General features: G+C 45.9%; 14 protein-coding genes and 1 pseudogene. 9 read left to right on the top strand and 6 right to left on the bottom strand.

Annotated elements, in window-relative coordinates; translation table 11 throughout:
• The first annotated feature begins 11 nt into the window (after positions 1-11).
• The 7 genes from V512_RS00105 (at position 12) to V512_RS00135 (ending at position 11,358) form a co-directional block, all read left to right on the top strand.
• Positions 12-1,313: a sugar ABC transporter substrate-binding protein gene (locus tag V512_RS00105; protein ID WP_099828439.1), complete on the top strand. Its 1,302-nt coding sequence runs from the start codon at positions 12-14 to the stop codon at positions 1,311-1,313.
• A gap of 55 nt (positions 1,314-1,368) precedes the next feature.
• Complete coding sequence (locus V512_RS00110) at positions 1,369-3,639, top strand: sugar ABC transporter permease (RefSeq protein ID WP_165775306.1); 2,271 nt, start codon at positions 1,369-1,371, stop codon at positions 3,637-3,639.
• A gap of 15 nt (positions 3,640-3,654) precedes the next feature.
• Positions 3,655-4,491, top strand: coding sequence for a carbohydrate ABC transporter permease (locus V512_RS00115; RefSeq protein ID WP_099828441.1), 837 nt, complete (start codon positions 3,655-3,657; stop codon positions 4,489-4,491).
• Positions 4,492-4,519: 28 nt separating this feature from the next.
• Entirely contained in the window at positions 4,520-5,560 is a 1,041-nt protein-coding gene (locus V512_RS00120) for a glycoside hydrolase family 172 protein (protein WP_099828442.1), read from the top strand.
• Entirely contained in the window at positions 5,541-8,642 is a 3,102-nt protein-coding gene (locus V512_RS00125) for a GH116 family glycosyl hydrolase (RefSeq protein WP_099828443.1), read from the top strand. The genes V512_RS00120 and V512_RS00125 overlap by 20 nt, the downstream gene beginning before the upstream one ends.
• 357 nt (positions 8,643-8,999) lie before the next feature.
• Entirely contained in the window at positions 9,000-10,133 is a 1,134-nt protein-coding gene (locus tag V512_RS00130) for an SUMF1/EgtB/PvdO family nonheme iron enzyme (protein WP_099828444.1), read from the top strand.
• Between the two features lie 106 nt (positions 10,134-10,239).
• On the top strand, positions 10,240-11,358 hold the full coding sequence (locus tag V512_RS00135) for an SUMF1/EgtB/PvdO family nonheme iron enzyme (RefSeq protein WP_099828445.1): 1,119 nt from the start codon (positions 10,240-10,242) through the stop codon (positions 11,356-11,358).
• A gap of 290 nt (positions 11,359-11,648) precedes the next feature.
• On the opposite strand, the gene V512_RS15240 is transcribed toward V512_RS00135, so the two are convergent.
• The 3 genes and pseudogenes from V512_RS15240 to V512_RS15335 form a co-directional block, all read right to left on the bottom strand.
• The gene (locus V512_RS15240) at positions 11,649-12,356 is read right to left on the bottom strand and encodes a prephenate dehydratase domain-containing protein (protein ID WP_258006307.1); all 708 of its coding nucleotides are present in this window, start codon (positions 12,354-12,356) and stop codon (positions 11,649-11,651) included.
• A complete protein-coding gene (locus V512_RS15245) occupies positions 12,262-12,480 on the bottom strand; it encodes a prephenate dehydratase domain-containing protein (protein WP_258006308.1) in 219 nt (72 codons plus the stop codon). The genes V512_RS15240 and V512_RS15245 overlap by 95 nt, the downstream gene beginning before the upstream one ends.
• 412 nt (positions 12,481-12,892) lie before the next feature.
• Positions 12,893-13,653, bottom strand: a pseudogene (locus V512_RS15335) (MerR family transcriptional regulator).
• A 401-nt stretch (positions 13,654-14,054) separates the two neighbouring features.
• Between V512_RS15335 and V512_RS00150 the strand changes: the two are divergent.
• A complete protein-coding gene (locus V512_RS00150) occupies positions 14,055-15,458 on the top strand; it encodes a DUF1254 domain-containing protein (protein ID WP_099828446.1) in 1,404 nt (467 codons plus the stop codon).
• 181 nt (positions 15,459-15,639) lie between these two features.
• Positions 15,640-19,857 (top strand): acyl-CoA dehydratase activase, encoded by a 4,218-nt coding sequence (locus V512_RS00155; RefSeq protein WP_099828447.1) that lies wholly within the window; start codon positions 15,640-15,642, stop codon positions 19,855-19,857.
• A gap of 174 nt (positions 19,858-20,031) precedes the next feature.
• Here V512_RS00155 and V512_RS00160 read toward each other — a convergent pair whose 3' ends face one another.
• The 3 genes from V512_RS00160 to V512_RS00170 are packed head-to-tail and all read right to left on the bottom strand — an operon-like array spanning position 20,032 to position 22,891.
• Complete coding sequence (locus V512_RS00160; protein WP_243392163.1) at positions 20,032-21,240, bottom strand: hypothetical protein; 1,209 nt, start codon at positions 21,238-21,240, stop codon at positions 20,032-20,034.
• 15 nt (positions 21,241-21,255) lie between these two features.
• Positions 21,256-22,062, bottom strand: a complete 807-nt coding sequence (locus V512_RS00165) for an SDR family oxidoreductase (RefSeq protein ID WP_099828449.1) — start codon at positions 22,060-22,062, stop codon at positions 21,256-21,258.
• Between the two features lie 19 nt (positions 22,063-22,081).
• On the bottom strand, positions 22,082-22,891 hold the full coding sequence (locus tag V512_RS00170; protein WP_099828516.1) for an acetoacetate decarboxylase family protein: 810 nt from the start codon (positions 22,889-22,891) through the stop codon (positions 22,082-22,084).
• Positions 22,892-22,991: the final 100 nt, after the last annotated feature.

Below are 22,991 nucleotides of genomic sequence, written 5' to 3' on the forward strand. Positions count from 1 at the left end.
GAGGTGGGAGTATGCAAAAGGTAAGATATCTGAAAGGTTCTCTTGTAATTGCTCTGATTTTGCTTTCTTCACTTGTACTGGGAGCAACCAAGCTCAGAGTCACGACCTGGGCAGGCGCTGAAGAAGCAGCTCTTGACGAGGCAATCATTGCCGAATTCATGAGGCTGAATCCGGAGTATGAGGTAGTCTACGAACCGGTTCCAGGCGACTATTACCAGAAAATCCTGACCGACATCGGAGCGGGAACTCCACCCGATGTCATTCTGCTTGATGCCGAGATGATTCCTGCATTTGTCGAAGGCAACTACTTGACAGACATCAATCCTTTCATCAGCAGGCTGAGCAGAGAAGGTGCAAGCGGCACCAACTTGGACGAGTATTTCCCAGTACTTGTCGACATCTTCAGATCAGGTAGGAGTCTGTACGCCCTTCCAAAGGACACGAGCCCAATTGGGATATTCTACAACAAGAAGGTCTTTGATGAACTTGGCGTGCCTTATCCTGCTCAAGATGGCTGGACAATGGAGGAATTTGCAGAGACCGCTCGTCTCTTGAGCAAGGACACTACTGGTGATGGAAAGAACGACGTTTGGGGCTTCGCTTTCCCGTCATGGGTCGGTGTTGTTGTACCACTCCTTTGGGCAGGCGGCGGAGAGGTCTTCAGCCCGGACTTCACTCAGACATCTGGTTATCTCAACAGCGATCTGAACGTGAATAATTACGGCTTCTACATCGACCTCCTCTCAAAGGGATATGCACCTTCTCCTCAGGAGGCTAGCTCTTTGGGCGGAACTTCTGCACTCTTCTATACAGGGAAAGTGGGGATGGTAATCACAGGTAGATGGTTCAACGTGTCAATCAGAGGTCAGATTGCCAAGGGGGCTGACCTGGTTGTTGGAGCTGCACCAATACCTTACGCAAGTCCTGAAAGCAAAGCAACCGTAACCTACGCTTCCGGTTGGGCGGTCCCTGTCAACGCTCCCGACAAAGCAGGCGCGACAAAGCTTGCTGCGTTTCTCTCAAGCGAATTTGCTCAAACCAAACGTTGTTTAGAAGGCGGACTGGCAATATCTGCAATAAAGGACATCGCAGAGCTACAGGCAGCTCAGGACGAACTCGACGCAGCTTTCATCAAAATGCTTGATTTTGCAAGAGTCCCGGTTGGTTCTCAGACGAAATACTATAGACCGCAGTTCGAAGACACATGGGCAGAGGCATTTGACAGGATGAACGTAGGTGGAGAGACCGTCAAGCAGGCAATGGATTGGGCTGCAGCAACAATGGACACGTATATCGAAAAGGGTGAAAACTAATTTCTTCATCTGAGGGGCAGTCTGCACTGCCCCTCGTTTTCCGGGAGGGATGACTTTGAGGCACTACAAGATCATTGTCGGGTTACTGGTGTTTGTTGGCCTTCTGATGATATCGGCATTTGCCATTTTGGGTTTCTATGCCAGAAATGCCCTCAATGACTTCTTGGTCGAGAGTGAGGCTTCTTTGCTAAGAAGCTTCAAACTCAACTACCAAAACCTGACGGCATACATCGACCTGGAGATGAATCCTTTGATTGAGAGGCCAGAATTAGTCACTGCCGTACTCGAGAGTTTTTCAGATGACGTTGTCTTTGCTGGCTTGTTCGATTACTCAGGCAACCTGATTGATGACTTTGGTTATTTTGCGCCGGATAGTCTATCTTCCTCTCTGTTTTTCGAAAATCTTACCTTTTCGATTGGATATCCGAAGACTGAGCTCGTCGTTTATGGTGATGAAACATACATTCAGACTGGGATACGCCTACTTGACGACAATATCCTTCTGGTTGTTCTCGACAGATTTGACGATCTTCTCGACAAAGCAAGTGAAACGTATGAAAGAGATTTCGTCGTTTACTTCGGTGACGAAAATGATTTCGCTGTTTCCAGAGATTCGCCCAGAATAGAAGACGACTTGATTCGTAGTCTCTTCAGAAAAACGATAAATAGCCAAAGACCAGAATCTGCGGAGATCTCATTTGAAGGAAGCAAAGCGTCGATAAACGCAATTGCGGTCTATGATTCCGACAACTGGGATGTAATTGGATTCTTCTCAACTCTCACAACCGATGCGGATTGGGAAGACAAATACACCTCTTTGTCGCTTTTTCTGTGGATCTCTGCTCTTGCTTCATTCGCTTTTGCCGTTTTCGTCTTGCTCTCATTCTACAGGAAGGCAGCATCCCACGCCGCTCTGAATAAGCGTACTCGTATGATATTTGGGCTGACAGCATATCTGCCTGCGATCGTACTGATCGCTTCATTCGCCTTCTTTGTCTTTGGTGAAGCTCTTGGAGAGATTAGCGAAGGCGTTGGGTTGAAGAGATCAAAGGCCTGGTTCAATGATGTTGAACATTTAGTATTGAAGGGGGACGAAGGATTCTTCGTTGATTTCGTTGACACATCGAGACGAAGTACGGGAGCAAACTTCATTGTCCAGCACGAAGGCGAAGTGGTCGCCTCTAATCTGACTGCCAGAAGAATCTCGAATCTCGAGATAGACACATCTTCTCAAGTAAATGGAATAGAAACCGGTTCTGCGAAAGTCAATGATGTGATTCACACATATGCAAGCCGGAATATTGGCGGATACGATTTCACTGTGTTGTTCGAGGAGACTCATAGAGAAAACTCTATCTTGTCTATTCAGTTTTTCTCCATAGGGGCAATTCTAGTACTTCTGGTAATGGTAATAGTAAGCGTCTTTATAGTGACAAACATTGAGTCTCACAAACTGATAAGACGAACTTTCATTGGTTATGGTTTTCTACTGCCGGCTCTTGTCCACCTTATCTGGTGGGCGGTCGGTCCTATGGGTTTTGCGCTGTTCCTCGCGTTCAGAAGATGGAGTATCGTTGATGCAGCTAAGCCGTTTGTTGGACTCGAGAACTTCATTGAGCTCTTCGGAGATCTGAAGTTCTGGAATGCAATGAAGAATACGGCAGTTTATTCGATTTACGTTCCAATAGGGATGTTCATTTCTCTCCTCCTGGCAATTGCCGTAAACAAGCTGGGAAAGCTATCTATTGTCTTGAGAGTTCTCTACTATCTTCCCGTTGTAACTGCAGGGGTCGCAACTACAATCGTGTGGCGCTGGATTTTCAATCGAGACTTCGGGGTCCTGAATTTCATTCTTGGCCTTGTCGGAATAAAGCCAATAGCCTGGCTTGAATCACCTCAGTTCGCACTGATATCAATGATGATAATCGGTATTTGGTCTGCTATTGGCAGTCAACTACTCATATTCCTGGCTGGGCTCCAGGGCATTCCAAAGGACTTCTATGACGCGGCTGCAGTTGATGGAGCGAGCAAACCAAGAATTTTTTGGAAGATAACGCTCCCACTGCTCAAACCGACGAGTCTCTTCGTTCTTGTGACCAGCGTCATTGGGTCATTCCAGGTCTTCACTCCAATTTATGTCTTGACCCAGGGAGGACCTCTTAGGTCAACAGATGTCGTCTTCTATCATATCTGGCAGTCTGCCTGGGTGGATATGAGAATGGGGTACGCCGCAGCACAATCGTGGATCTTGTTCCTGTTGCTGGCCGCGCTGACTCTGGTGGAGTTCAAGCTCTTTGGCAAAGAGAGCTGGCAGGCTTACTTCTAGAGAGGAGATGATGAGATGAATAACAGATTCTTCCCGATTTTCGTCAAAGTAATAATTATGGCTTTGCTAATTCTTCTCGGACTATCCACACTACTTCCTTATATTCTCATGATCTCTTTCTCATTCATGGCAGAGTTTGAAATGTACAGACTTCCACCAAAGCTGATCCCGGATGTTCTTCGTTGGGAGAACTACGTGGAAATGTGGCAATCGCAACCATGGGGAAGATATATCTTCAACACTTTATTCATAACAATTGCAGTGCTTATTGGCCAGATAATCCTGGTAGCGATGGGCGGTTACGCTCTCTCTCGCTTACACTTCCCGGGTCGAGATTTCATGTTTAAACTATTCATTACTTTCATGCTTCTCCCTGGAGTTGTTACTCTCATTCCGGGATTCATCATCCTGCACTCGATGAACTGGGTTGATACCTATTGGGCGATGATAGTTCCAGCGCTTGGAAATATCTGGGGAATGTTCCTCATGAGACAGTATATGCTTAGCCTTCCAAGCAGCATAGAAGATGCCGCGAGAATAGATGGAGCGTCTTCCTGGCAGATATTCTGGAAAGTAATCATGCCTCTTTGCAAACCGGTGATTGCAACAGTTGGGACCTTCACTTTTCTTTCACAGTGGAGATCTTTCTTCTGGCCATTGATAGTTACGAGAAGCAAAGAGATGCGAGTTATTGAAGTCGGCGTAGCGATGTTCTCCTCTCAATACGTAACAAACTACCCTGCACAGATGGCCGCTGCAGCTCTTTCGTCTATTCCGATGATATTGGTCTATATTTTCGCCCAGAAATGGATCGTTCAGGGAATAAGACTTACATCGGGCTACGACAAGTAGCCAGTCGCTGGCAGAATAGAAGAAAGGGGTGATCAACTTGTCATTCTTTGGTGACATATGTGAGATCAAAAACGAATGCTCACGATCGATTTCTGCGGAGAATCCCGACGGAAGTGTTTCCGGAGGAGCTCTTGAACGTCCTGAAGGGAAGGGGCCTGCAAGAAAGCTGGGACAGGGGTGGAAAGTCAGACCTTGTATCGAGCTTCCAGCAACGGGAAGAGTCGAACTGGCAAGAATTGAGGGACCCGGTACTATAAGGCACATCTGGATAACCGTTGACAGTAACGCATACAGAAGCTGCCTGATAAGGTTCTACTGGGATGGGGAACAATCTCCTTCAGTTGAAGCTCCGCTAGGAGACTTCTTTGGTTGCACTCACGGATTGAGATACAATATTAACTCGCTTCCTGTGGCGGTAAATCCATCAGGCGGATTCAACTGCTACTGGCCGATGCCTTTCGAAAACTGCGCGAGAATTGAAGTCGAGAACCTCTCTCCAAAGCCTTTTCAAAACTTTTTCTATCAGATTGACTACTCACTGGGGAGTATACCTGAATCAGCCGCATACTTCCATGCAGAATGGAGAAGATCGATGACCACTCGAGAGTGTCCGGAACACGTAATCCTGGACTGTGTTAGCGGCATAGGTCATTATGTGGGCACGGTTGCCTCCTGGACTCAGTTCTCAAATGGCTGGTGGGGAGAGGGAGAAGTCAAGTTCTTCATTGACGGTGAAGAAGACCCAAGTATCTGTACAACGGGAACCGAAGATTACTTTGGAGGTGCATGGTGTTTTGGTGAGTCCTTCTCCGCTCCTTTCTGCGGTTACCCCCTATGGAAAAGAGATGAGGGACAGGTTCCCAGGCACGGCCTCTATCGCTGGCATATTCCTGATCCCATACGGTTCAACAACTCAATCAGAGTAACAGTGCAAGCGCTTGGCTGGTATCCCGACGGGGCATTCCAGCCCTTGACGGACGATATTGCCACAGTAGCTTACTGGTATCAAAGGGAGCCTCACTTGGACTTTTCAAAGAGATATTCTCAGGATGAACTGTGGTCGAGGTAAGAAACTGCAGATGATCTGTGTCATTGAAGAGAAAGTGAACCACCTCGCTGAGATTATTCAGAAAGCTGGATACCAAACCAGTGCGAGAGTTGATTGCGATAAGAATGAACTGATAATGCTGAACAACATCGTACCGGATCTGAAATCTCTATTGCCCTCAATAGGCGCCAAACCCATAATTCTGATAGGAAAGGCCGTCAGAATGATTGAAACGATTGGGGTAGAGGATGCCGGCACTATTGAAGAGCGAAGAGTGTTTATGGACAGCTCCCCGTGGGACAAAAGGGGATTTCAATGCTATAAGAACCACCCTCTATTTGAAGGATTGTTTGGAGGCTTCTACAGCACCCATCTCAACGGCCTTGAAAAGATACCGAATGTCTTCTACTATCTTGGCAGTAGAGCAAAGGTAGTGGCCGTTGAGAAAAGATATATAAGCTATATTAGGGAGAGAAAACTGATTTGGCTTCATGATATTGGAGGCTTTCCAGTTCTCTCTATAGGAGGTTATCTTTCATTTGAGGAACCCGATAATCCGTATAATGCCGAAGCACGAAGGTTCATCGAGAACAGCATCCTCTGGCTGCTTTCTCCTAACAGACAAGGCAAATACTGGATAGAATCGGACTCGGTATTTGTTCAGACTTCAGAGACTTCAGATCAAAGACTTCCATCAGTCTTGTCAGTGACTAACTGGCCAGTTCCGTCTATGGAAATCGAAAACGCAAGAGGTTACATCAATTCCACAGGCCGACGCATTCTTGCAAATCTCTCTGTCCATAGAATTGAAGAAGTGTGGGTGCATCCCTTCCGAATCTTTAGATCCATGGAGTTCTCTATAGATGGAGAACACTTGTCAGAAGCGCTCAATAGGGTTCTCTACACACCCGAAAGAGTCGTATATAAGCTTTGCTGCGGAGAGATAACTGTCTTCTGTAGTCTAGAGAACCCCTATCTGTTCTTGCAGTTCGATTTCTACGACTACATAGAACACAGCATTGATATTCGTATCGAATCTGATCTCAGGATAATGTGGCCAATGGATGATGCTTTCAATGGAGAAAAACGGTTCACCAAACTTGATAACGGGTTCATTCTTAAGACCGAGGACGGCCAGATCAAGAGCCTGTTCATCTTCTCGAGTCCATCATCACTATCTTTGGATAGGATTGACAAAGAGATCTCAGTGACGATTGGTAGCAAAGTGACAGGAACGGCCGTGCTCTCGGTGATCTCATGTATCGAAGACGAAGAGCTCCCGAAGCAAATCGATATGCAAGATGAGATACTCAAGGCCAACGAATTCTACCTGAAGTACCTCGAGAAGGGGCGGATCATAACAGATGACTCAAGACTCAATGAGGCTCTTGACATGGCAAGAATTGGAGCAATCAAGTTCAGAGTGACCGTACCGAATCTTGGAACTGGCCTTGTAGCTGGATATGCTTCAAGTAGACCGGGCTGGTTCAGTGCGAGGCCCGGCTACGCCTGGTACTTCGGCCGAGACAGCCTCTGGTGCTCACTGGCATTTCTCGACAGTGGAGACTTCACCACCGTCAAAGAGAATCTAGAACTTCTAATGAAATTCCAGAGAATCGATGGAAAGATCTATCATGAACTCACTACCAGCAATGTTGTTCACTATGACGCTGCCGACTCCACTCCCCTCTATCTTTACGCGATGTATAGGTACTGCTTGCAGAGCGGCGACATAGAATTCGCAAGGAAAAACTGGGGCAGAATAGAGAAAGCTCTAGACTACTGCTCAGAAACCGATTCAGATGGTGACGGTCTTATTGAAAACACTATTGCTGGCCACGGCTGGGTCGAAGGGGGAAAACTGTACGGCGCAAAGGCCTCATTCTATTTGAACTGCATATGGATTGCAGCTCTCAGGGGCATAGAAATGCTTTCCAGTTATCTTGGAGAGGAAAGGGTTAAGTCTCATTTGTCAAATCTACAAGAACGATGCTTGATTGGCCTCGAAAAACTATACGATCCTGAGACGGGTTTTGTCCTGGGAATAGATGAAGCGGGAAAGCAAATGAAATTCAGAACGATTATGTCTTCAATGGGTTTGATCTTCAACTGTGTGCCTCACGAAAGAATCTCCGCCCAGATCGAAGATCTGGCTAGTGATGACTTTTCCACTGACTGGGGGGTAAGAATAATAGGAAAGAGCTCAGGGATATTCAATCCCAAAGGCTATCACGAGGGAAGCGTCTGGCCTCTATTTACCGGTTGGGCTGCTTTGGCTCAGTTCAGACTTGGGGCGGATCTTGACGCTCACAATCACATGCTTGCCAATCTATACACAAATAAGGACTTTTCATCAGGGTATATCCCGGAAGTTCTTCATGGAAATACCTACGAACTTTCCGGGATATGTCCTCATCAGGCCTGGTCTGAAACAATGGGATTTCAACCATTCTACGAAGGTGTGCTTGGCTTCGCTCCAAACATGATCGAGGGTATCATTGACTTTCAGCCTTCAATACCGGTGAACCTCAGGAGAGTAGAAGCTCCCTGTCTAGCATTGGGGAGCAACTGTCTGGCGTTGTCATATGAATGTACGACACTGATTAGTGACTGGATAGAAGTGACACAGCACTTTAGAATACATATGGAGAAGGAATTGTCTGTACGTTTCACACCGTGGATACCCAAACAATCAAGTGATGTTGGGATTTCTGTCAACAACGAACCGCTTCATGTAAGAACCCTCGACGGAATCACATCAAAGAGAGTTGAACTTGACACAAGTATATCGGGAAAGAAGCTGGACATTTTTATTACTTATACAGCCCCGTTCTTGATCCTTCCAGTTGAACCACAGCTCACCAAAGGCAAAAAGAGTTCACAACCCAGGATAATATCAATTAGGAGAATATCGGAATCTGACTGCTGGCAGCTGATTGTTAGATCACCGGGAAAGATTACTTCCATTCCTATTATGGTATCCAGGAAGATCGAAGCCGAGAACGCCGATATTATGGGCAACGAACTCATCGTGAAGGGTAATAAGAGCAATTCATACAAAACGGTGACTGTTCTTCTAAAGGCTTATTCACGAAATGCTTAGACTGTACCGTGAAAAGGCGACAACTGTAGATTCACCTCTGCTGAGAAAGAGAAGTCTGATAGTATGTAGTTGTGGCGTCGACAAGAAATCGACTATTTGCTGAAGTCTGCAGTGTTTTCAATTCATTTAATTCCCCACTAGATTTTCTTTTGGCGCATAGCCAGATACAATTTGCTTGATCATAGTTCTGAGATCTACCCGACAAGACGTTCTCGAATTGATGCACTCACTTGTTTGGCGTTGCTGTAGTTAGAATTTGGCCTGTGAAGTGAAGAGAGGCACTTCGTGAGTTGGCAACTGCCTCTTCCACAGGTTTGGCCTATCTCAGTACAAGCACTTCATGGAGGTGGAAACACAATGAAACTCAAACTGTTTTTCTTTGTTCTTTTCCTATCAATTGTACTGTTCTTGACGCCCTCATGCATCTTCAGGAGTAATCAACCACCTTTGATCGAGAAAGAATCCTCCGGACCTTCTGGCGACACCCTTGATGACTGCATTACATTTAAGTGGCTCGGTTATGACGACGATGGCTACGTCTCGCTGTATCAGTATAGGACAGACGGCGGACAATGGGTTGATCACGGTACAAAGACCAGTTATACCTGGTGCGGATATCAAGAAGGAGATCACACCTTTGAGGTAAGGGCGAAAGACGACAAAGGACTCGCTTCTGAACGGATAATCTGGACTTTCACTTTTCTCTTATTTGAATCCTATTTGGGAGACTTCGTCTTTGTGAGTGGGGGTTCTTTCACCATGGGAGATACCTGGGGAGACGGGTTAAACATGGAGAAACCAACCCATCAGGTCGAACTCACGTACGGTTTTTTTGTTGGGAAGTATCCAGTTACTTTCAACGAGTACAATGAGTTCTGCGTAGATAAGGGAGCCGTAATTCCCTCCGATGAAGGCTGGGGAATGGGCAGCAGACCAGTAATCAATGTGCCATGGTGGATGGCAATAGAATACTGCAACTGGTTGAGTGAAAAGGATGGCCTGCCTCCTGCATACGTAAGTCGCTGCGAAGTCAACGAAGGTCAGTTGCTCGATTCAGAGGGAAAGGTAACGACGGATATTACAGAAGTACTTGGATACAGATTGTTGACGGAAGCCGAATGGGAATATGCCTCGCGAGGAGGAAAACATAATTCCGAATACAAGTGGTCTGGAAGCGACAACCCTTCACTGGTAGCCTGGTACGATTACAACTCCAGCGATAAGACCCACCCGGTTGGCCAGCTCGAACCAAACGCTCTTGGTATTTATGATATGAGCGGTAACGTGCTTGAGTGGTGCACCGACTTCTATTCTGAATATACCGCTTCTCAAAAAGCAAATCCGTACGTTTCCAGCGGAACTCACCGGATTTGTCGAGGCGGTTGCTGGGCCTTTCCCGAAGTAAATATCCGTGTATCTTATCGGTTTCCTGCCCTTCCCATGGATTTCGCAAGCTTAGCCGGGTTCAGAATCGGTAGAATCGCTCAGTAGCAATACTTCTGAACTCGCATTAGAAGATGATAGAGTAAAGAGAAACAATGTGATAAGTATAATATGTTCTCAATCGATTACCGGAAGAAAAGGGGGTTAAGAAGAAATGAAGAGACTCTTGATACTACTGCTGATAGTTGTGTTTGCAGTGATGCTTGCAGGGTGTAAGAAGCCCAGGGAAAACCAGCCGCCAGTTCTCCAGAAGATCGGTGGTTCTGAAGGAGTAATAGATTGCTCAGCGAACGTTCTCGAGTGGAGCGCATCGGATCCAGACGGCACGATTGCGAAGTACTACGTCAACGTCGATGAAGCAGGTTGGGATGACTATGGACTTGAAACAGAATACGTCTGGAATGATTACGGAACCGGGGTTCATTCATTTGAAGTGAAGGCCGAAGACAACGAAGGTACATTCTCAAATATCATCTCCTGGAATTTCGTTGCAATTGAAGAGATGATATTAGTTGAAGGCGGAAAGTTCACAATGGGAGACACCTGGGGCGACGGATACGAGAATGAATTACCCCTCCACGAAGTAACTATAGATTACGACTACTTCATCGGGAAGTATGAGGTCACCTTTGATGAATTCGATGCTTTCTGCGACGACTTGGGCAGAACAAAACCCAAAGATTTCTCCTGGGGCAGAGAAAGGAGACCAGTGATTTCCGTTTCCTGGTATGACGCAATTGCCTACTGCAACTGGTTAAGCGACAAGGCGGGACTGGCAAGAGCGTATGACGACAACGGTAATCTGCTCGATCTTTCAGGCGGCATGGCAGATGACCCGTCTGAGGTAATTGGATTCCGCTTGCCCACGGAAGCTGAGTGGGAATTCGCCGCAAGAGGCGGAGATTCAGAGTCATTGTTTAAGTACTCGGGAAGCAACGACCCGGATGAAGTCGCATGGTACCGAGAGAATGCTCACAATGACATTGTGGATAGTATCTCAACATGGCCCGTCGGAGAGAAGGAGCCCAATGGGTTGGGAATACACGACATGAGTGGCAATGTGTTCGAGTGGTGTACTGAACCCTTCCAGGAATACACTGCTGACTCAACTACAAATCCCTACGTCCCAATAAACGGAAGCACGGACTTCATAATTAGAGGAGGCAGCTACTTCAATATTGCAAGACTTTTAAGGGTTCCTTATCGAGAGGAAGTAAGTGGGGAAATTGGAATATATGTTGTTGGTTTCAGGATCGTAAGAACCGACAAGTAACAAAGAAGCCCTCTGCGATCTATTCTCAACACAAGGCATCCGAATTTACAAATCAGCCAAAGGCGTTGCTCGCTTACCATGAGATTTTGAAATGGTAGGCAGCTATAATTCCCTGCTTCATGGGCATACTCTTGAAGAAGGTGGAATTATTGTGAAATGACATTGGGTCTTTAGTCTCAACAGAAGTCGGTAAGGCTTCAGGAGAAATTCATGACTCTTATTTCTTATTGGTTATTTCTCAAGAACGTCAGCTTCTTGACTTGGGGGACTTGGAATATCAGTTGATGGATTCACATCTCGTGGTTGGCAGAGCGATACGAACCCACGAACTTGAAGTAGCTGCAACGGTCACTGATTGCCTTGATTCCCTCTTTCACTCGTTTGTCAGCTGCCGTTCCTTCAAAGTCTACAAAGAATATATAGTGCCACATCTCCCTCTTGAAAGGCCTTGATTCGATTTTCGTCAGATTCAGATTGCGATCTGACAACTCTCCGAGGACACTGAACAAGGCTCCGGGCTTATGTTCCGTCGTGAATATAATAGATGTCTTGCATTTTCCAATACATGGCATGGACTCTCTACCCATTAAGAAGAATCTGGTTGTATTTGTATCGAGATCTTCAAAATTCCTCCTTAAGATATCAAGCCCATATGTTTTGGCCGCGAGTTCGCTAGCAATTGCAGCTGTTGACTCCATCTCGCAAACCGCCAGGTCCCTCGCTGCGCCAGCAGTGTCATAGTATTCTTTCGCCATAAGGCCCTCTTTTTCCAGGTGTTCCGAGCACTGTGCCAACGCCTGATGGTGAGAAATCACGTATTTTATGTCACAAATCGCTTTACCCTTGGGAGCCATAAGGCAGTGCTCAATTCGAAGCATAACCTCTGCCTGGACAAGAAGATCACTATCCATCAAAGCATCGTAGGCGGGAATCACTGTACCAGCCAGAGAGTTTTCCACGGGGAGAATTGCGTAGTCTGCTTTTCCATCCTGGAACAAGATTCAGCATCTCCTGGAACGACCTACACGGAATTGTGACAGGGGATTCTCCTAGAAGCTTTCTTATAGCCTGTTCTGAATAAGCACCGTGTTCACCTTGAAAAGCAACAACTTTCCCGTTCAAATAATCTCCCCACCCTTTCAGAAACTGCTTGGATCAATAGCGGTCAGTCCTTTCATCAGATCTGATCCGGACTCTGGCCCTAATAATATGCCGCTTACGAGAGACAACCATATAATTAGCTATGCATCTGAATTATAGCTTACCACAATGATGTCGATAACGACCGCTCCGGAAATCAGGACCGTCCACGACCGATAAGGAATAGCCAATTCAGTTGACCTGAGTCTTGGAGAGAATATCTGCAACTCAATGCGTCTAAACGCGAAAATGAATACAAGAAATAACTCCGGATTATGTGGAAAAAACTGCAGGTCCCAATTTCAGGACCTGTTCTAGGAAATCGCGCAATGTCCGTTTGGAATCTGACGATACTCAAATAGTCTTCGGCCTCAAAATCATCTAGTCTGAGTTTCTATTGCTCTCGACCGCTTTCAAGGCGCCGATCGGCGAATCTCTGCATTGCCCTGGAAAAAAACTCTGAAAGGCCGTCACCGAATTTATCTATGTTCACTTTGAACCGCTCATCTATCACGTACATCTGTCCCAAGGCGGCAAACGACTCAATGGTGTAGTAATGTCCAAAGCTTTCGTTGAACGTATTATACATCTTCTCGATTGCTTCCTGGGCGCGGGCTAAATCGGGATCTTCGTCCCTAATCTCCGCTAGCCCTCTAAATAGCTCATCTAGTGTCTTCTCCATGTCATTCCTCTCCCGATCGCTCTTCGATGCGATAAAATCGTTGCTTTTTTCGACTGTCTCGTCACCCCAAAGTTGTCTAGCTTCTTCTTCATATGGGTTGTAAGAGAAATCAAATCCTTTGAACTTTTCTCTTTGACTCATCGAATCTTCCCCTCTCATAGTTTTGAGCGTCCTTTCCAGTGTGATTAGCATAGCTTCGATTCTCTCTTTCTCAAGAATCAAGTTCTTCTTCTGAAGTTCTAAGGCCTTCTCTCTATCGAACCTTGGATTGCTAGAAGCTTCTCGATCCTCTCCAGAGAAAAGCTACACTGTTTGAAAAAGAGAATCTGCTGAAGTTTATCTAGATCTCCTTCGGAATACTCCCTGTATCCATTTGCCAAATTGCGCTTAGGACTTAGAAGTCCTATCTTGTCATAGTGCTGAAGCGCCCGAACGGAGAGACGGGTGAGCTCTGCAACTCCCTTCACATTGATGTGATCCTTCCAACATTCATCAAATATTATTACCGTGCGTTACAGTCAAGGGCGCATCTTCTGATCAGTGTAGAACGATGTTAGCTCAGCCAGAGCGAATGCTTCCCCTATCTCATTCGAGTCAAACCACACAGTTATGGACATAACTTGTATCACTTTCAGGGGGTAAAGCCAAAGCAATTAACAGTTGATTACTCCGATCTGTTACTTGCCCAAACAATTTCGTCCATTATACAGTCAGATAAGCGGGAGAATCTATGTCCCGTTTTCTGTATCTTATACAGGTATAATGTGATTAGCATAAAGTGATGTGAAAACAGACCATTCATAGAGCTCATAATCGTACTTGGTATGACCACTTCCATTTGCAACACCAGGTAGTTCACATGGGGGATTCGAAGATGGATCTTAAGAAGTTACTTACCCTGCTGTCTGTGGTTGTGTTCTTGTTCGCTTTCTTAGGCGCAGGATCGACTCCGGCAACGAACAACTGCGACGAAGCAAGGGAAATCGCACGACAGGCGTATATTTTCGCTTATCCAATGCTTGAGAATTTCCGAACAATGACTCTGCAGGCCGTGATACCAGATGCGTTCAACCGGTTCAAGCATAGCAAAGGGTTGCTTGGACCTGAATTCAGAGAGATTGTCCGCCCGAACAACGATACAGTGTTCTCGGCTGCATGGCTTGATTTGAGAGCTGAACCAATCATAATTCAGATACCTGCTATTTGCGAAAGATACTACTCCTTACAGTTTGTCGACATGTATACTCATAACTTCGCATATGCAGGAACGAGAACCACCGGTTGCGGGGCAAGGACTTTCTTGATCACCGGTCCGAAGTCATTAGTAGAAGTTCCCGAGAGCATTGATGAAGTATTCACCAGCGAAGGAAACTTTGTTTTGTGTCTAGCAAGGATTTCAATAAACCCAGAGATATCCGGTGAGCTTGATGCGATACGCAAAATTCAAAAAAGCTTTCTAATCCAGCCCCTGAGTTCCTTTCTTGGTTATGAAGCCCCTAAATCTGTAAGAACAGACACTTTTCCGGTCTTCAGACAGGAACGAGCCGAGTCGGCCGGTTTTATCTACTATCTGAACTTCCTTCTAGGCCAGCTAGAAATTCATCCATCTGAGAAAGCCTTGATCGAAAGATTCAGCCTTATTGGAATCGGACCGAATCTTCCGTTTGACGAAGCAGATCTTAATTCCGAAATACGGGCTGCAATTGAGCAAGGAATTGAAGATGCCATGGAAGTTATTCTCAGACCGGGTGAACTGCTGGGAACTACTAAGAATGGCTGGAGTCTCACAAAGCGAGTCTTCGGTAATCGAAACCAGATGCAGGGTAAGTATGAGATTCGAGCTTCGGCCGCTTACATGGGTCTCTATGGGAGCGATCTTGAGGAAACCTACTATCCAATAAGTTATGCAGATGCCGATGGAGAATCTTATGATGGCTCAAGGTACAATTACCTGATCCATTTTGAAAGCAACGAAATTCCACCCGTTGGACCGGGTGGGTTCTGGTCCATCACAATGTACGGTGATGACCAGTTCATGGTGCCTAATCCAATTAACAGATACTCAATAGGTGATCGGTCAAGATTGTCATACAACGATGACGGGTCTCTTGACATCTATATACAACACGACTCGCCTGGCGTTGATCTCGAAAGCAACTGGCTCCCCGCGCCCAATGGACCTTTTTCTTTGTCCTTGAGAATGTATCTGCCTTCACCAAGAGCCCTTGATCCTCTATACTGTCCTCCTGGAGTAATAAAGTCAGAATATAGGGAATGAACGCCAGCCCGACTATCATAATTAGCTTTTGCTCTTAAGTGAGCCAATCTCTGAGTTGAGACCGTACAAACGCAGTAATGATTTTTCGGAGTGTTAAACTAAATAGAATTATATGTGCTATCATTAATTAGTATGCTTCTAACATCTTATGTAGCGTTTTCAAAGCCCCGGGGCGAGTCAATTGGATAGAGCTGGACTTTGCATAGGCTCAAGCACTATTTCCTGGTATGATGGTCAAACTCCCAGAAGGCTTTTGCATGAAGGAAATCCACTAAAAGTACTCAAAAGCTTTCTTCCGGAAATCCTTGAAAGAGGAGTAGTCGTAGTAACTGGAAAGAAAGGAAGAAGGCTGTTGAATCTTCCGCAAATCCCCGAAGTTGAAGCCACTGAATTTGCCTACAAAGAACTGAAAAGCAAGTACGGAGATCATGAGGCAATTGTGAGCGTGGGCGGAGAGAATTTCACGCTGTATAAGCTAAACGATAAGGGAAACATCACAGCTGTCTTCACAGGAAGCAAATGCGCTTCAGGAACTGGAGAGTTCTTTCTCCAGCAACTAAAGCGAATGGATGTCGAACTGGATACAGCAAACGTAGTGGAAACAAACGTGATTTACGAGCTTTCTTCCAGGTGTACCGTGTTTTGCAAGAGCGATTGTACTCATGCTCTTAACAAGGGAACACCTAAAGAATCGGTTCTCAATGGTCTTGGAAAGGTCATGTCCGACAAGATCGGTGAGCTCATGCACAGGGCTGGTGTAAAAAAGATACTTCTAGTTGGTGGAGTAACAAAAAACCGGCTTGTGCTGAATCACTTGAAAGAAATCGCGGAAATTACCATACCTGAAGAGGCTCTCTTCTTTGAGGCCTTTGGCGCTTATCTACATGCCAGTGCTCTCGAAGAAATCGAGATAGATAAAGAGACTGTCTTCAAGGAAGGTATAATGACTTTCCCCAAGAATGAGCCCCTTTCAAAGTTTGTAGACATGGTCGATTTCAAGGAGATGCCTTTCGAGACAGCTGAAGACGGTGATTCTTGCATTCTCGGTATAGACGTTGGCTCAACTACAACCAAGGCGGTTGTTATGAGAACCAAGGACAATACCATTCTTGCTAGTTCATATCTCAGGACTATGGGAGATCCAATAAACGCTACACGCCAGTGTCTTGAAGAGATTCGTGCTTCGCTCGATGTTCCTGTCGAAATAATTGGTCTCGGGGTAACAGGTTCTGGAAGAAAGATAGTTGGCCTTTTCTGCGAGACGAGTGCCGTTTACAATGAGATCATGGCTCACGCAAGAGCTGCTTCATTCTTTGATAGAGAAGTCGACACGATATTTGAGATTGGCGGTCAGGATGCCAAATACACTTTCTTATCCAATGGGGTTGCCCTGGATTATGCAATGAACGAAGCCTGTTCTGCTGGTACAGGCTCATTTCTCGAAGAATCCGCAAAGGAATCTCTGAACATAGATTACAGAGAGATTGGAGATTATGCGCTTAAAGGGCAATCTCCACCAAACTTCAGCGATCAGTGTGCGGCCTTTATCAGCAGCGATATTAAGACTGCGATCAACGAAGGCATCTCCAGAGAAGATATCTGCGCCGGCCTGGTTTACTCTATCTGTCTGAACTACACAAACAGAGTGAAAGCCATGAGACCGGTTGGGAAAAAGGTCTTCATGCAGGGAGGCGTATGTCTCAATCGTGCTGTCCCCGTGGCAATGGCGGCAGTTACTGGAAAGGAGATAATCGTCCCACCTCATCCCGGACTCATGGGCGCATTTGGTGTATCACTCATGGTTAAGGAAAAGCTTGAACAAGGCCAATTGGAAGAAGAACGCTTTGAGCTGGTTGACTTGATCTCAAAAGAAGTGCGCTATCTCAATACCTTCATTTGTGACGGTGGAGCAGAGAAATGCGACAGAAAGTGTCCGATCCGCATAATTGAAGTTGGAGGGAAGAAGTTTCCCTTCGGCGGTGCTTGCAACAAGTATGAAAATGTTCGTCTTAACCTTCCCATAAACAGAAACGAATACATATATACTACCGATAGAGAGAAGATAGTCTTTGAACGGTCAGACGAAAAGGGCATCGAGACTATAGGAATCAGCAAGTCTCTCTCTATGAATACTCTCTTCCCTCTCTTCTCAAATTTTTTCAGAAGTCTAGGGTTTAAAATCGTCGTACCGGAAAAGTCCGACCCCAGAGGCTGGGATAGAAAGAAATCGGAATTCTGTTTTCCAGTCGAACTGTCACATGGTTATATGTATGATCTTTTGGAGATGAATCCCGACTATTTCTTCATTCCAGCAGTCAAGGGTTTAGAGGTTGCGAACTCCGTTGAAAACTCGGTGTTCTGCCCATTTGTGCAGAGCGAACCGGACTGGCTAATGGGGAGTTTTGAGGAGCTCGGGTCGAAAAGAATTTTGACAGATTTCTTCGATTTTTCGCAGGGCTTCGAAAAAGAGAAAGAGAAGTTCGTCTTACTTGCGAAGTCACTGGGAAGGAACCGCGAAGAAGCTTTGACCGCTTTTTCCAATGGAGTGAAATCCTACGAAGATAGCGTTATAAGGATAAAGGAGATCGGGAACAGGTTTCTTGAAAACGTCGCGAGATCGGATTTCGGTGTCGTGATCTTCGGCCGATCATACAATGCCTTTTCCAGTGACGCCAACATGGGAATCCCGGAAAAACTTGCTTCACGCGGAATTCCTGTAGTGACTTTTGACGCTCTCCCTTACGAAAACGAAAGGTCACATGAGAAAATGTACTGGGCATGGGGTGAGATGAACCTAAAGGCGGCCAGATATGTAAAAAATAATCCAAAGCTCTTCGCACTCTACATAACCAACTTCAGCTGCGGACCTGACTCATTTTTGATCTCCTTCTTTAGAGACATTATGGGGAAAAAGCCATCCCTGATTCTGGAACTGGATAGTCATACATCGGATGCCGGAGTGGAGACCAGGATCGAAGCCTTTGCCGATGTAGTTAGAAGCTCCATAGAAAGGAACGCGGAGCCAGTAGAAAGCAAACGGGCGAAGAGACCGAAACTAATAACGAATAACGGGACATTCAGCATAGAGCTGCAGGACGGAAGACACATTCCCATTACAGATCCCTCGGTCAAAGTAATCGTCCCTACCATGGGCGAGTTTGCAGCTCAGCTCATGGCTGCTGCCTTCGAAAAGGTCGGCATCAACACTCACGTTCTCCCGAGACCGACAGAATTAGAGTTTCAGCTGGGAAAATCCAACTCATTATCCAAGGAATGTTTGCCTTTTCACCTGACTCTAGGAAGCCTTATTCGCTACCTTGAGGAAAACAAGGACGACAAAAGCGTAATAATGTACTTCATGCCTGATACTCGCGGCCCCTGCCGATTTGGTCAGTACAGTACTTACATAGATCTTTGGCTGGACAAGAACAATGCAAGCAATGTTCTACTGTTCTCCCTCAATTCTGAGAACGGTTATGCGGGCATGGGCCTTCAAACTAAACTGAGAATATGGACAAGCATGATCATGGCTGACGAGTTCTGTAATGTTGAAAATGCCCTTCTTACGCTAGCCTCAAATAGAGACGAGGCTATCGAAGCATCTAGAGAAGCTCGCGAGATTCTTCGTGAGAGCTTGAGACGTGATTCATATGGTGAAGTAATCAGAAAATTGGAGACAATCTGCGAGAAGATCTCAAGGATCCCTCTAAAGAGCGATTTCGAAACGACACCAAAAGTTCTGCTTTCAGGGGAGATATACGTTAGAAACGACGAGTTCTCCAGAAAATCACTCGAGTTGTTCTTTGCAGATAATGGAATAATTATGCATGCTTCACCAATTGAAGAGTGGATCTACTATCTGGACTACATATTGCTGAAGAAATATGTACCAACAGAGCTTGGACCGTTGAAGAGAGGGTTGAAACATGTTGAAATTGTTGTAAAGCGATCTATAGAAAAGCGAGTCAAAAAAGTCCTCGAAACAAGTGGACTTTACAGAGCGCACTTAGTTGATATTGAAGGTATGGTAGATGTCTCAAAGGACTTTCTGAACCCCAAGCTTACAGGAGAAGCAGTCCTCACTCTAGGAGCCGTCTTGTTCGAATCGATAGACAGATATGACGGAGTCATTTCTATAGGCCCATTTGGATGTATGCCGACCAGGATTGCAGAAGCCATTGCAGAAAGAGGACTAGATCACCAAAGGAGAAACTCGAACAAGCTCAAAAGAGAGGTCTTTGATCTTGCCGGCAATATCCCGACACTCTTCTTTGAGTCTGACGGAAACCCATTCACTCCGACCGTCGAAAGCAGACTTGAGTCCTTCGTGGTTCAAGTGAAGAGGGTGAAATCGTTATTGCTTCGACTGAGGGAAGAAAAAGCCTCAGCCCCAGATTAGACAGAGGATTCTTGGAGCAAGCAACTGCGATAAACGAAGACTGTGAAGTACACAGAATCCGGCTCCCAAAATCCTTTCAATGATCAGGTCAGCTCTCAGTGAAGACTTGTTTTCAGAAACAGTCATGGTAAATAGGTGGCGTTTCTCAGCGTTTATCTATGGATTTGATCCAAACTATGTCGATTTTCCGAGTTCCACCCCCTTTTGTATTCTATCTATAACGAACAGAACGTGAAGTAAGTACAGAAGCACAGCTCCATTAGCCGCCAAGACCACGCCAATAACCAATCCCGGCAAGAGATGAGAAATCAGCATTGATAATCCAAATGTGATTGCAAGAACATTAAGAGTGAGCTGGGCGACGGTCAGCTTAACAAGTATACCGGGTATCTTACTGCCTTCTCCACCCGTTCCGCTCGCCTGCCGACCAAGGAACTTGCCTATTGAAATCGCCCCTCCCAAAATATTGAGGACACCGACAAGCAGGGTGAGCGGATAGACCAAGATCTCCGGGATAATGCACGATACAGTTCCAAGGGATGCAAATAAAAACCCAATCAAGATCACAGACAGCGATCTTGGAAAGACTCCTATCGGGGTGCTTCCCGAGGCAATCATCTGGATAGCGAAAATCATCATCAGCAAACCAAGCTGGGCACTTCCCGAAAAAGGCAGAAGCCCGAGATTTACAGGAATCAACAGCACACCAAGAATTATCATGAAGACACTTGTGAATAGAATCATTGCCCTGTCCATTGGGAGTTCAACTTCTCCTTCTTTCCTCTCTTCCTCTTTCGGGTAAGCACTGTATATCTTTCTCAGAACAAAAGAAAGATATACAATGGCGGCTCCATAGATCAGAACCAAGATCGCCGTCATCTGAACACTTAGAAGACTCTGGTTCCACAGGAGTATCGATATGAGAATCGATGAAACGTATGCCACCGTGCATCCGGCTATCAAATGTCGGAAGATTCCCCCATATTCAGACCAGGCTCTGAGTTTATCCTTCGACAGGATCATTTGAAGAAGCAATAGAGCTCCTCCGGGGCCAAAGAAAAGGAATAGCAGAAGCCTGGGAATATCGTTGAAGGCATCTGGAATGAAACAAGTTATCGTTCCAATTCCACCAATGATAATTCCTGCAGCCACGACGAGCTTTGATCGTTTCAAGTCACCAAAGGGCGTTTTCCCCATTGAAATTATCTGCAGCGAAAACATCACCAACAGAAGACCGTAAAGACCATTCTCATAGTAGGGTAGGCCGCCTGTAGCAACAGGGAAGAGCAGCATGCCAGTAATAAGAAGAATGAGCCCGGCTATCATCAATATTACAACTTCCAGAGAAAGCTCCGATTCGCTAAATACTTTTGTCAGTTTCATGGGCATTCATCCCGATCAATAGTAGGTTCCTTTGGTTCTGTAGTTCTCAAGGCGTTCTGCGGCCATATCAAACGCGAGCTTGTCGAACTTCTCTCGGTCTGTTCTGTAGGCCAGTTCGGCATCTCGGATGCTCTGCGGGAAGACAATCAGCAAATCTCCCTTTTCCATCTTCTCAAATATGTAGTTCACCGCATCTTCAACGGACACTGAATCCGGCGGGGGAGTCAGCTCGCCAAATATAGCCGTACGCACATTTCCCGGGCATACAACACTGAATTTAAGACCCTCGTAAGAGAGCTCGTAATAAAGGCTTTCCGTCATGGTTTTCACTGCGCTCTTTGTACTTGCATACAGTGCTTGATATGGAAGCGGAACCAACCCTGCTATAGAAGCTGTGTTTACAATATGGCCGGATTTTTGCTCTCTCATGATCGGTATGGCATGGTAGGTCCCGTAGATCACTCCCCAGAGATTGATATCCACAACCTTTTTCCAGATTTCGAAAGTCACCATCTCGGTCGGGATTGTCATTCCGATCCCTGCGTTGTTGAAGACGAAGTCAAGATGTCCTGCATTCTTCTTGGCAGACATGATTAGCTTCTCAACCTGATCTTCCTTTGTGACGTCAGTAAGAAAAGGTACAGCTTCACCGGCGTATTTCGAATTCAATCTCTTAGCTTCTCTATCGAGATTGTCCTGATTAACGTCGGCCATAAAAACAGTCGTTGCCCCCCTGGAAAGCATCTCTTCGGTCATACCAAGCCCTATTCCTGAAGCCGCTCCGGTAACCACAGCCACTTTCTTCTCAAAGTATCCGTTCATTTCCTCCTCCTCTCATATCCTATGGAAGTATCCTGGAATCGCCAACATTCAACTTAATTATTCCTTTTGCCATTGCCGCGGATGTAACCTTTTTGATCGGCAAAGCCTTCAGTGACCTTATGATTCTTGACTGCAATGGGTGCTGCTCATATGTTAGGCCGATCCATTCGACCGTGCCGGTACCATTCCACATCTGTTTGAAAACGGCCTCCTGAGGATAGAGAGTTGCATGACTCAAGGTAGCTCCGCCCTTTCCGAGATTAGGCAAATACCTCCACCCAAAGAGATTGATCTTGGGATTCTTGTTCAACTCCGCCAAATCTTCTTCACTTACCTCATCGCCTCTCTGGAGGTCTATTTTCAGGAACGTAAACTGCTCGTAGCTGGCCGCCACAAACCAATGATTTTCCAGATGGCGCTCAGACGAGATATCTGCGAACACCTTCGGTACTCCGTCCTCTTCACGGCCCCCGATTATCGGGCAGGTCTTGTTCTCCCATACGACAAGCGCATAGACTCCTTCGAGACCATCTGAGTTTCCCACATACTTTACAGGTGCTGTTACCTGAATTAGCCTGTATTCTCCCCCAATCATCCAGTCTACATCCCGGCAATTGGTGTACTGAACGGTAACGATAGGTTCTTTGAGCTCGAAATCTTCAGGGATGTGGTTCAGTAGAGCTTCTTCGTCCGTCTCATACTCCACCGTAATAACGGTATTGTCTCCGTAGAGAACCCTTACCGGGTAGAAAGGATCGCCACCAAAGTGCACAGGCATCTTGTAGATAAAGTCATGGTTGAAAACGAATTTCCCTTTTTTCCCAGACACTTCATTTCCTCCTCTCTGCATCATGATGATTTAATTGGGGATTTTGATTAACGCCAAATCCTCCAGACTCGTAAAACTTCGTGTATGATTCTTGCAACTC

This window comes from Mesotoga sp. Brook.08.105.5.1, from assembly GCF_002752635.1.
Taxonomy (GTDB): domain Bacteria; phylum Thermotogota; class Thermotogae; order Petrotogales; family Kosmotogaceae; genus Mesotoga.

What these genes read in the sequence shown, in the direction of transcription:
- V512_RS00105 (WP_099828439.1), top strand. Translation starts at nt 12, where the DNA reads ATGCAAAAGGTAAGATATCTGAAAGGTTCTCTTGTAATTGCTCTGATT.
- V512_RS00115 (WP_099828441.1), top strand. Translation starts at nt 3,655, where the DNA reads ATGAATAACAGATTCTTCCCGATTTTCGTCAAAGTAATAATTATGGCT.
- V512_RS00125 (WP_099828443.1), top strand. Translation starts at nt 5,541, where the DNA reads ATGAACTGTGGTCGAGGTAAGAAACTGCAGATGATCTGTGTCATTGAA.
- V512_RS00130 (WP_099828444.1), top strand. Translation starts at nt 9,000, where the DNA reads ATGAAACTCAAACTGTTTTTCTTTGTTCTTTTCCTATCAATTGTACTG.
- V512_RS00135 (WP_099828445.1), top strand. Translation starts at nt 10,240, where the DNA reads ATGAAGAGACTCTTGATACTACTGCTGATAGTTGTGTTTGCAGTGATG.
- V512_RS00150 (WP_099828446.1), top strand. Translation starts at nt 14,055, where the DNA reads ATGGATCTTAAGAAGTTACTTACCCTGCTGTCTGTGGTTGTGTTCTTG.
- V512_RS00160 (WP_243392163.1), bottom strand. Translation starts at nt 21,240, where the DNA reads ATGAAACTGACAAAAGTATTTAGCGAATCGGAGCTTTCTCTGGAAGTT.
- V512_RS00165 (WP_099828449.1), bottom strand. Translation starts at nt 22,062, where the DNA reads ATGAACGGATACTTTGAGAAGAAAGTGGCTGTGGTTACCGGAGCGGCT.